Source organism: uncultured Agrococcus sp. (assembly GCF_945915485.1).
GTDB lineage: Bacteria > Actinomycetota > Actinomycetes > Actinomycetales > Microbacteriaceae > Agrococcus.
This window is the reverse complement of the sequence record NZ_CAMEFJ010000085.1, coordinates 1-10,575: the sequence shown is the minus strand read 5'-3', so window position 1 is coordinate 10,575 and position 10,575 is coordinate 1. Positions and strand designations below refer to the sequence as shown.

Annotated in this window: 13 protein-coding genes; 1 reads left to right on the top strand and 12 read right to left on the bottom strand. The window is 63.9% G+C overall.

Translation table 11 applies throughout. From position 1 onward, the window contains the following. The 3 genes from Q0O95_RS11560 to truA all read right to left on the bottom strand — a co-directional run. A partial coding sequence (locus tag Q0O95_RS11560; protein ID WP_293698752.1) for a hypothetical protein occupies positions 1-683 on the bottom strand: 683 nt, incomplete at its 3' end. Then, on the bottom strand, positions 683-1,975 hold the full coding sequence (locus Q0O95_RS11555; RefSeq protein WP_293698749.1) for a DivIVA domain-containing protein: 1,293 nt from the start codon (positions 1,973-1,975) through the stop codon (positions 683-685). The genes Q0O95_RS11560 and Q0O95_RS11555, both read right to left, overlap by 1 nt. Next, positions 1,972-2,853, bottom strand: coding sequence for a tRNA pseudouridine(38-40) synthase TruA (truA, locus tag Q0O95_RS11550; protein WP_293698746.1), 882 nt, complete (start codon positions 2,851-2,853; stop codon positions 1,972-1,974). The genes Q0O95_RS11555 and truA overlap by 4 nt, the downstream gene beginning before the upstream one ends. A gap of 46 nt (positions 2,854-2,899) precedes the next feature. Here truA and Q0O95_RS11545 point away from each other — a divergent pair, with 46 nt between their 5' ends. Then, the gene (locus Q0O95_RS11545) at positions 2,900-4,948 is read left to right on the top strand and encodes an acyltransferase family protein (protein ID WP_293698743.1); all 2,049 of its coding nucleotides are present in this window, start codon (positions 2,900-2,902) and stop codon (positions 4,946-4,948) included. 148 nt (positions 4,949-5,096) lie between these two features. On the opposite strand, the gene rplQ is transcribed toward Q0O95_RS11545, so the two are convergent. The 9 genes from rplQ to Q0O95_RS11500 form a co-directional block, all read right to left on the bottom strand. Further along, positions 5,097-5,666 carry a 50S ribosomal protein L17 gene (rplQ, locus tag Q0O95_RS11540; RefSeq protein ID WP_293698740.1) on the bottom strand — a complete coding sequence of 190 codons (570 nt, stop codon included), beginning with the start codon at positions 5,664-5,666 and terminating at the stop codon, positions 5,097-5,099. 33 nt (positions 5,667-5,699) lie between these two features. Then, a complete protein-coding gene (locus Q0O95_RS11535) occupies positions 5,700-6,692 on the bottom strand; it encodes a DNA-directed RNA polymerase subunit alpha (protein ID WP_293698737.1) in 993 nt (330 codons plus the stop codon). 102 nt (positions 6,693-6,794) lie between these two features. Then, positions 6,795-7,193 (bottom strand): 30S ribosomal protein S11, encoded by a 399-nt coding sequence (gene rpsK, locus Q0O95_RS11530; protein WP_293698734.1) that lies wholly within the window; start codon positions 7,191-7,193, stop codon positions 6,795-6,797. Positions 7,194-7,213: 20 nt separating this feature from the next. After that, positions 7,214-7,594, bottom strand: a complete 381-nt coding sequence (rpsM, locus tag Q0O95_RS11525) for a 30S ribosomal protein S13 (RefSeq protein ID WP_293698731.1) — start codon at positions 7,592-7,594, stop codon at positions 7,214-7,216. A gap of 176 nt (positions 7,595-7,770) precedes the next feature. Next, a complete protein-coding gene (gene rpmJ, locus Q0O95_RS11520) occupies positions 7,771-7,884 on the bottom strand; it encodes a 50S ribosomal protein L36 (RefSeq protein WP_293698729.1) in 114 nt (37 codons plus the stop codon). 64 nt (positions 7,885-7,948) lie between these two features. Next, complete coding sequence (infA, locus tag Q0O95_RS11515; protein ID WP_293698726.1) at positions 7,949-8,170, bottom strand: translation initiation factor IF-1; 222 nt, start codon at positions 8,168-8,170, stop codon at positions 7,949-7,951. Between the two features lie 135 nt (positions 8,171-8,305). Beyond that, positions 8,306-9,406, bottom strand: coding sequence for an HTTM domain-containing protein (locus Q0O95_RS11510; protein ID WP_293698723.1), 1,101 nt, complete (start codon positions 9,404-9,406; stop codon positions 8,306-8,308). After that, positions 9,403-10,197, bottom strand: coding sequence for a DUF5819 family protein (locus Q0O95_RS11505; protein WP_293698720.1), 795 nt, complete (start codon positions 10,195-10,197; stop codon positions 9,403-9,405). The genes Q0O95_RS11510 and Q0O95_RS11505 overlap by 4 nt, the downstream gene beginning before the upstream one ends. 150 nt (positions 10,198-10,347) lie before the next feature. Then, positions 10,348-10,575, bottom strand: a 228-nt coding sequence (locus Q0O95_RS11500) for an LPXTG cell wall anchor domain-containing protein (protein WP_293698717.1), incomplete at its 5' end; no start/stop codon positions are given.

Here is a 10,575-nt window from a genome sequence, read left to right as displayed (position 1 = left end):
GAAGGCGCACTGTTCGGTGAAGTCGCGTCCTTCCGAGCCCCTGTGTCGGGATCATGCGATGAGCTCTCGGCGCCCGCGGCTGTCGGGTTGTCGAACCCGGGGTTCGCCGCTCGCTTCGCGGCTCGGTTATGGCTTCCGACTCGGACGAGCCGGGTGATGCCGATGATCAAGAGCGTTGCGCCGAGCGCGACGCCGATGACGGCCACGCCGAGCCATATCAGCGGCATGATCCACGGGCTCGTGCGTTCAACGGAAGCGGCTACGACGCCTTCCGATGCCGTGCAGTCGATGACGTAGTCACCGCTCTCCGTCGCCTGGAAGCGCCCGAAGGCGTAGTACGTGTCCGAGCCGTAGCGCTCTTCTGTCGCGGAGAGCTGCGGCAGCGCATGCGCTTCGATGTCTGCGCCGGAGGGAGCGGTGATCGTGCACGCGTTCACGTGAGGTGCCGGCTCGGTCGTGGGAACCAGGAGGCGCACCTCCCGGCCCTCTCGCAGTTCGAGGAGGTTCGGGTTCGGCGATACGAGCACTGGCCGCTGCGACGATTGAATCACGCCGCCGATCCCGCTGAACAGAGCGCCGACGACACCCGTGAACGGCATGATGATCACGAGCGCAACGCCGATCAGGAGCGTGATGATCGCTCCTGATCGGCGGCGAGGGCGAGCGCCCTCGGATGTGCTCACTACTGCTTCTCTTCGCTTTCCGGCTCGTCTTCGTCCTCGACCTCGGCAGCGATGACTTCGGCCTCCGAGTACGTGACCTCCATCGGCTCGACCTGCTCACGGTCGTCCTCGACCTCTTCAGCGTCGAAATACGCGGGCGACGATTCCTGCTCGGTTTCGACCTCTTCATCTTCGAACGGGATGCGCGCGGCTTCCGCGATCTGCATGAGCGAGTGCATCTCTGCAACGAAGCCGTTCATCTGCTGCTGCTGGAAACGCAGCGTCCGCTGGCGGTCCTCGGCGTCGCGCAGCATCTCCTTGGAGTGCCCCATGACCTTGTCGATGATCGACTGCGCACGCGTCTGCGCTTCCGAGAGGATGCTGTTCGACTTGGCGACGGCGGACGCCTCCACCTGCTTCGCCTGCGCGCGAGCGAGGTCTTCGAATGCCTTCGACTGCTCGGCGATGTGATTGGCGTGCTGCAGCGCGCTCTGCACCTTCTCGTTGGCGTCCTGCGTGATGCGCTCGGCGTGCGCCAGGGCCTGGTTGTGCAGGCGCAGATACTCCTGCTGCGCTTCGTCTTCGCGACGCTTCACCGCTGCGTCGAGCTCGAGCTCGCGAGCCTTCGCCTCGCGCATGATGCGCTCGGCTTCCGTGCGAAGGGCATCCGTCTCCCGCGTTGCCTGCGAACGCAGGGCCGCGCTGGCGCGCTCCGCTTCTGCAACGATCACCTGTGCTTCGCTCTCCGCCTGCTGCGTGCGCTGGCCGAGCGTCGCGCTGCGCTCCTCGATCTCTGCTTCGTGCGCCGACTTCTCCGTCTGGATGCGCAGGCGAGCCTGCTGCTCTTCGTGCTTCGCCTCGCCGAGGATGCGCTCGGCGTCCTCCTCCGCTTCCTTGCGCAGCTTCGCCGCCTGGTCCTTAGCATCTTCGTGCATACGTTCGGTCTGCTGCGAAGCGCCATCGATCAGGGTCTGCGCCTGCTCCTCGGCGACCCGCAGAATCTCGGCGAATCGAGCCGGGTTCTCGTCGTCGCCATCCATGACGTCCTGGCTCAACGTCTCCGCCCGCGCCTCCGCAGACTGTGCCCGAGAATTCGCCTCCGCCACATCGGCCTGCAGCGCGAGGATGCGCGATTCGGCCGCCTCCATGTCCTCCCGCAGGTGCGTGATCTGGGCATCCGCTTCCTGACGGCTCCCGACCGCGGAGCGGCGAGCCTGCTCGATCTGATCCTTCAGCCTCTGCAGCTCGGCATCGACCTGCTCTTTGTCGTAACCGCGGAATGCCTGCGCAAACTGGGTTGAGGGCTCGCTCACTGTTGGTCTCCTGTCGATTGAGATGGCTGTTCAGCATGGTATCGGCTGCGGGGTTCTACGTCATCCGGCGTGCGTCGCGCTTTCGTACGCTCGGCCTGCTCTGCGAGGTCGGCGTCTGCCGGGTATCCGACCTCCATGAGCGTCAATCCATGGGCGGGCATGAGGGGAATCGCGCTGGAGCGCCTCCGCTCCTGCAGCAGATTCTCCGCGGCGGCGAGACCGAGCCGGCCCTCGCCGACCGCGACGCAGGCGCCGACGAGCGAACGCACCATCGAATGGCAGAAGGCGTCGGCGAGCACGTGTGCTTCGAAGACGCGCCCCGGCCCGTCCGTTTCGACGAAGCGCCAGGAGAATTCTCGCAGTTCGCGTATCGTCGTGGCGCCCTCACGGGGCTTGCAGAACGCGGCGAAGTCGTGCAGCCCCGTCAGCAGTTCCGCTGTCTCCTGCATCGCGTGCGGTGCGAGTTCGCGACGCCAGTGCGCGGCGTCCTTGGCCAAGGGGTTTCTCGTATCGAGCTGCAGGCGGTAGCGGTAGCGGCGATAGGTGGCGCTGAAGCGGGCGTCGAATCCCGCAGGTGCTGCAGAAGCGCGAAGAACGGCGATGTCGGATGCCCGCATGAGCGAGTTGAGTCGGCGCGGGAGACGGTCGATGTCGGCGATGCCGTCGGGAGCATCGAAGTGCGCGACCTGGCCCAGCGCGTGAACGCCCGCGTCGGTGCGCCCCGCGACCGTGACCGGCACGGGTTGCCGCACGATGGTTTCCAGGGCATTTTCCAGTAAACCTTGACACGTCCTCAAGCCTGGCTGCTTGGCCCATCCCGTAAACTCGGTGCCATCGTATGCCACGTCGATACGTATCCTCGTGCGGCCGGCTGCCATGCCCCAACCCTACCCAGTCTCCGCAGAACAAGTGCGAGCCGAGAAGATGTCCTCCCCTACCCCCACGCCCGTTGCCTTGCTTCGAGACGGCCACATCGCCGGGCTCGATGGTTTGCGCGCGATCGCGGTCGGACTCGTGCTCGTCTACCACCTGTTCCCGGGTCTGCTACGGGGCGGATTCATCGGCGTCGACGTGTTCTTCGTCATCTCCGGTTTCCTCATTACGACCCTGCTGCTCCGCGAGCACGCGAAGACCGGTCGAGTCGCACTCGGGTCATTCTGGCGGCGACGCGCACGGCGTCTGCTGCCGGCTATCGCGCTCGTGGTGCTCACGTGCGGTGCACTCGCGGCGATCGTCGGCGGTGACACCCTCGTCGGCATCGGCCGCCAGGTGCTGGGGTCGCTGACGTTCTCGTACAACTGGCTCTCCATCGCCTCCGACTCCAGTTACTTCGACCAGACCGCACCCGAGCTGTTCCGCAACTTCTGGTCGCTCGCCGTCGAGGAGCAGTTCTACATCGCGTGGCCGCTGCTGTTCATCGCCTGCATGCTGGTCGGCGGCCGCGCTCTGACACGCGAGCGCCTCACGCACGTGGATGGGCGGCTCGTCCTCGGTGTCGCATCGATCGTGATCGGCATCGCGTCGGTCGTCTGGATGCTCGTTCTCTACCCGGGTGCCGGCGATGCGACCAGGGTCTACTTCGGCACGGATACGCACGCGTTCGGGCTGGCCATGGGCAGCGCGCTGGCTTGCGCCCTCTTCCACGCTCCTGTGCTGACGGGTGCCCGGGCTCGGGCATCCGTCACGGTGCTGGGCATCGCCTCGGTTGCCGCGCTCGTCGTACTGGCCGCGATCATCGACGATTATCAGTCCTGGACGTACCCGTGGGGTCTGCTGCTCGCGAGCGCCGCTTCAGTGGGCGTCATTCTCGCGGTCATGCTGTGGCCGCGGTTGGGCGAGCTGCTGGATGCGGAACCGCTGCGCTGGGTCGGCATGCGCTCGTACGGCATCTATCTCTGGCACTGGCCGTTCGTGGTGCTCGCCGCGGAGGCCCTGCGCGGCAGCCTCACGGCTCCGTTGATCGGGATGCTCGTGCTGGGCATCACGCTCGTCGTCGCTCAGATCTCGTACCGCTGGATCGAGCAGCCCTTCCGCCGGTACGGCTTCCGAGTTATCGCGCGGCATACGAAACTCAGCTGGGTCGGAGCCAGTAGAAGCCGGAGACGCGCGATGCTCCTGACCTCGTACGGTGTCGTGACCGCAGTGCTGCTGGGCACGGGCATCCTGAGCGATCCCGGCGTCACCCAGTCGGCGCGCGGCATCAGCGACGGGCAGGATCGTCTGTCCACGCAGGAGCCGAACGAGCCTTCTCCGAGCCCATCGCCGACCGTCGATGCGATGGACGTCGCGACGATGCCGGAGGGCAGTGAGATCTCTGCGATCGGCGACTCGGTCATGCTCGCGAGCGTCGCGGCTCTGCAGGAGACCATGCCGGGTATCGACATCGACGCGAGCGTTTCGCGGGGCTTCGCGAACGGTGTGTCGATCGCCGAGGATCTCCGCGACAAGGGCGAGCTGCGAGAGTACGTGGTGATCGGGCTTGCGACCAACGGCACGGTCCCCGAGGAGGCGCTCGGTCGGCTCTCGGCCATCGCCGAGGACCACAAGCTCGTCCTCGTCACGGCCTTCGGCGACCGGCCCTGGATTCCGCCATCGAATGATGCCCTGCACACGTTCGTGGAAGAGCATCCCGGTGTGACGGCGATCGCAGACTGGTCGGTTGCCGCCGAGCACGGCAGCGGGCTGCTCGCACCCGACCTGATTCATCCCGAGCCCGCGGGAGCAGCCGTGTACGCCACGGAAGTCATGGGCGCGCTCGAGCGGTTGCAGATGCTCGAGCTGGGGCTGAAGCCGCACCGACTGCCGGATGCCGTCCCTGACGAGCAGGACGAGCACACGGACAGCGAGCCCGACAGCAGCCCCGAGACCGAACCGGACGATGGTGATTCGGATGCTGACGAGCCCAGCGCACCAGAAGAGAACGACGATTCGGACGACGAGCCGAACGGCAGCGGCGACCCGCGCGCACCCTGAGTTTGCTTTCGCCTGAGAGCATTTCCGTTCGCGGTTCGCCGTGGTGCGCAGCGCATTGCTGTGTGGGTTGCAGGCTCCCGCATGACAGTAGAGGGCATGAGAAAAGGGGTGTGGTCGAAACCACACCCCTTTCAGCTCGTAACGCAGACTACTTGTCGGAGTCGGCGTCCTCAGCGTCAGCCTCTTCTGCTGCGTCAGCGGCTTCGGCGTCGTCAGCTGCCTCGCCGCCCTCTTCCGAAGCGTCTGCTTCGTCAGCGGTCTCGGCAGCGTCGGCCTCTACGACCTCTTCTGTCTCTTCGACCTCGGGGGCTTCCTCGGCCTCTTCGGCTACGGGAGCATCCTTCTTGGCCTTCTTGTTGACCGGCTCGAGCACGAGCTCGATCTGCGCGAGGGGAGCGTTGTCGCCCTTGCGGAAGCCGAGCTTCGTGATGCGCGTGTAACCACCCTCGCGCTCCTCCATGAGGGGTGCGATCTCCGTGAACAGCACGTGCACGACCGAGGGGTCGTTGATGATGCGCAGAACACGGCGGCGAGAGTGCAGGTCGCCGCGCTTCGCGAAGGTGATGAGGCGCTCAGCGAACGGGCGGAGGCGCTTGGCCTTCGTCTCGGTCGTCTTGATGCTCTTGTGAGTGAAGAGGGCTGCGGCCAGGTTTGCGAGCAGCAGGCGCTCGTGCGCCGGCCCCCCACCCAGGCGGGGTCCCTTGTTGGGCTTAACCATAATCGTCTGTCTTTCTCAGTCGAAGCCTGCCGCTTAGCGGGCTTCCTCGTCGTCGTAACCGCTGTAGAAGTGCGCCCCATCGAAACCGGGGACGGCGTCCTTCAAGTTCAGACCGAGCTCGGTGAGCTTGTCCTTCACCTCGTCGACCGACTTCTGGCCGAAGTTACGGATGTTCATCAGCTGCGTTTCACTGAGTGCGACCAGCTCGGAGACCGAGTTGATGCCCTCGCGCTTCAGGCAGTTGTATGAGCGAACCGAGAGGTCGAGCTCTTCGATCGGAGTCGACAGCTCGCTCGAGAGCTGCGCCTCGGCGGGAGCCGGGCCGATCTCGATACCTTCTGCGGCGGCGTTGAGGTCGCGGGTCAGGCCGAACAGCTCGACGAGCGTGCGACCGGCGGAGGCGACGGCGTCGCGCGGCGAGATCGAGGGCTTGGCCTCGACGTCGACGACGAGCGAGTCGAAGTCGGTGCGCTCACCGGCACGGGTTGCCTCGACACGGTAGGTGACCTTGAGGACGGGCGAGTAGATCGAGTCGACGGGAATCGAGCCGGCCTCCACGAAGGATGCACGGTTCTGCTCAGCGGAAACGTAGCCGCGGCCACGCTCGATGGTCAGCTCGAGCTGGAACTTCGCCTTGTCGTTCAGGTGTGCGATCACGAACTCGGGGTTGTGGATCTCGACACCTGCCGGGACGGTGATGTCACCTGCTGTGACAACGCCTTCGCCCTGCTTCGACAGGTAGGCGACGATGGGCTCGTCGTGCTCGGAGGAGACGACGAGCTGCTTGATGTTCAGGATGATCTCGGTGACGTCTTCCTTCACGCCCTGAACGGTCGTGAATTCGTGCAGCACACCGTCGATGCGGATGCCGGTAACGGCAGCGCCGGGGATCGACGAGAGCAGCGTACGACGGAGCGAGTTACCGAGCGTGTAGCCGAAACCCGGCTCGAGGGGCTCAATGGTGAAGCGCGAGCGGGATTCCGAGATGACTTCCTCGGTCAGTGTGGGGCGCTGGGCGATCAGCACGTTGTGGTTTCCTTTCGCTTGCGAGTCCGCTATATGACTCGCGGTGAATACGGATTGATTGGTAGCGCGCGAGGACGTGAGCCCTCGCGCGCTGGAATCGTGCTAGTTGCGGCGCGGCTTCGGCTGGCGGACGCCGTTGTGAGCCTGCGGCGTGACGTCGTGGATGCCACCGATTTCGAGGCCGGTCGCCTGGAGCGAGCGGATTGCGGTCTCGCGACCCGATCCGGCGCCCTTCACGAACACATCCACCTTCTTCATGCCGTGGTCCTGAGCCTGGCGTGCTGCCGACTCAGCTGCGAGCTGCGCGGCGTACGGGGTCGACTTACGCGAGCCCTTCATACCGATCGCGCCGCCCGAAGCCTGCGAGACTACGGCACCGGTCGTGTCGGTGATCGACACGATGGTGTTGTTGAACGTCGACTTGATGTGCGCGTGGCCGACGGCGATGTTCTTCTTGTCCTTGCGGCGCGGCTTGCGCGCGGCAGTCTTGGGTGCAGCCATAGTGTTCCTCCCCCTACGGCCTAGCGGCCGGCCTTCTTCTTACCGGCAACCGTGCGCTTCGGACCCTTGCGGGAGCGAGCGTTCGTCTTGGTGCGCTGTCCGTGAACGGGCAGGCCACGACGGTGGCGGATGCCCTGGTACGAGCCGATCTCGACCTTGCGACGGATGTCAGCCGACACCTCGCGTCGCAGATCACCCTCGACCTTGAAGTCACCGCTCTCGACGTAGTCGCGCAGTGCGACGAGCTGCTCATCGGAGAGGTCCTTCACGCGGATGTTGCCGTCGATGCTGGTCGTCTCAAGCGCTTTGAGTGCGCGAGTGCGACCGACACCGAAAATGTACGTCAGTGCGATCTCCACGCGCTTCTCGCGCGGAATGTCGACACCTGCAATACGTGCCATGGTGTTGCTCCTTGTTTGGAGTGTGAGAGGTGTGGAGCAGTTGCTGTGCCGGAGCCTCTCCCCCGGGTGTCGTACTCGAACACAGGTGTTCTTGCACTCTTGCTACTGCCTGGATGTTGCCCCACGCGGGGCTCGTATGGAGTTGTCTTCGAGATGCGCGCCGTGCGGCGCACGTCTCAACCCTGGCGCTGCTTGTGGCGCGGGTTCTCGCAGATCACCATCACGCGACCGTGGCGACGAATGACTTTGCACTTGTCGCAGATCCTTTTGACGCTGGGGTGAACCTTCATAGTTGTTTCGCTTTCTCGCTGGCCTCGTACCCGAGCGGATGCCCGGGTCGTTCCTTCTCAGCTTCTACTTGTAGCGATAGACGATACGGCCGCGACTCAGGTCGTAGGGGCTCATCTCTACGATCACGCGGTCCTCCGGGAGGATGCGGATGTAGTTCTGGCGCATCTTGCCAGAAATGTAACCGAGCACGATGTGCCCGTTCGTGAGCTCCACGCGGAACATCGCGTTGGGAAGAGCTTCAATCACCGAACCTTCAATTTCGATGACACCGTCTTTTTTGGCCATTACCTCGTCACTGCTAACTGTAGTTGCTGGTCGTGCGAGTGCATACGCAATAGACGCATGACACCAAGGATCTACTTTACGCCTCGGGCGTGTCTCTTGGCAAGCTCTCGGCGCGTCGGTTTTCCTCGCCCCACGCTAGCTCGACTGCTGCTGCGGAACTTCTTGTTCCTCAGCAGTCTCTGCCCGGCCCCCCTGAGGCGCCGTCGATTTCCTTTTGCGTTCGCCGCCGGTATCGGAACGAGCGCGGAATCGATCGAGGAATCTGCCCCCGAACTCTTTCACGCGGGTTTCGAAGCGACCCCATGTCTTGTCTCGGATGAAGATCATGTCGGCCGCGATCATGACGAGCGAGAAGAACGGAATGGCGAGCATGACACCGATGCCGATGTGCATTCCCGTGATCAGGATCAACCCGGCTATACGCGTCCACCTGTGCAGCAGCATGAGCGGGAACAGCAACTGCACGTAGACGCTCATCCACGTCGCGAGGAACACGACAGGGGTCATGGAGAGCAGAATCTCGTTGAGCCACGGGAAAATCGTGAGTTCCTCGAGCTGCAGCGGGTAGTAGACCGCGACCCCGCTCATCCAGGTAGAACCCTGCAACTTCCAGAGCGCGGAAACCACGTAGATAGTGCAGAGCTGGTAACCGACCAGGATGACCGCAACGTTGTTCAGGAGGTTCGTGAACCATTTGGGGATAACGGGCGGCTTGATCGCCTTACCGGCTTCCAGCGCTTTCGAAGCCCTTCGCGCATCCAGCGACCAACGTCGTGAGAGATCGGCGAACAGCATGATGATGAGCATGACGCGCAGGGTCTGGTAGTGCCCCGAGTTCGTCAGCACGGGGTTCAGCGCGGTGAATCCGAGCCACAGGTACACGAATAGCGGCGACGTTATGCGCATTCGCCAGCCGAGTATGTACAGCACCGTGACGATCGCGAGCAGCAGCACCTTGATCATGAGGAGCGAGTCCGGGTCTTCACGACTAAACGGGAACGGCAACGGCCAAGGGTAGTTGTTGACCGACGAGACGTCGTTCAAAGCGTTGCCCCACCTCGACCCCTGACCGAACGTGTACGAGAAGTTCGGCAGGTACAGCGCAATCGTGACGAGCGTCATGAGCCCGTAACTGATGCGCATGATCGCCAGCCCGTAGCTGGCACGGCGATTATCGAGGAGCCACGAGAAGAAGTTCTTGCCGATGCTGCCGGCCGTTGCGGAGAGGGAACTCATCGGTCACCATCCAATCGCTCCATCCACTGCAGGAACGAACGAGCGAACGCCTCTGAATCCTGACCGGCGTTGACGATCGGCTCACGCCATCCCTCATGGGTGCGGCGAGAGGGAGGCGGTTCGGCGTTAGGGTCGTTGCGGTCGTTCCAACGCACAACCGGGTTGTACACGACTCTCGATTGCACCCCGAGAATTTCGGCTTCATCGCCATAGAGAGCGAGAGCAACCTGCGTGGAGAACGCGGTGAGGTACTCGTCGATGCGCAGGTATTCGGCAGCTGGGCCGGCGTCGGTAAGCAGTTGCTCCATCCGCTCGCGGTCGCCTTCGCGATGGAAGTTGCTGCTAGAGATGATTTCTCGCTGCTCCTCGTTGAGCCCGCGGTAGGCCGCCATGTAGCGTTCGGCAGCATTGATCGTGAGGTGCTTGCGCAGGATCTTCCGGTACGGGACAGCGAGTTCGACAGCGGTCGCGTTGATCCACTCGGTTTCGACTCGCGTGCCGTCGTCGAGCTCGACCCATGCGCGAACCCAGAGCGAGCGGTCCTCGCTGGCGGGATTGGGAGCAAAGATCCGGTAGTTCTGCGTCAGTAGGGGGTTCACGTACGAGTCTGCCGCCTCACCCGGAAGCGCCCCGTACTTGATATCGGGATACGGGACATTCACGACACCCGTGAAGAACATGTGCACCGATGCGAGCACCAGGACAATCGCCGTAACGATGCGCGCTAGCGGTGATCGCGTCGTCTGCTCTTCAGCTGCCTTAGCCGAAGCAGATTGTGCACTTTTCGACACGTTCGCCTTCTTTCACCTGTAAAACCGGCGACCCTACGGCGTGGGCCAGCCGGTATGAATCGGACTCCCATCCGGGAGCCCTTCGGACGATATTGCGGCCCGCGCCACTCTGCTTTCGCGAGTCACGCGGGCCGCAATATCAGTTACCGCTTACACGGTTTCGTGGTGCTTCCTGATCATTGCCAGGAGCATACCTGCGCCCAGGAGGAGCACTGCCAGTGCAGGCAGAGCCGTCGTCAGGCTGGTACCCGTACGGGGCAGTCTGTCGTCCTTGGGGTCGGTTGGGGTGGACGAACCGTCGGTCGAGCCATCGGTAGAACCGTCGGTCGAGCCGTCAGTTGAACCATCGGTCGGGTCCGTGGGATCCGTCGGGTCCGT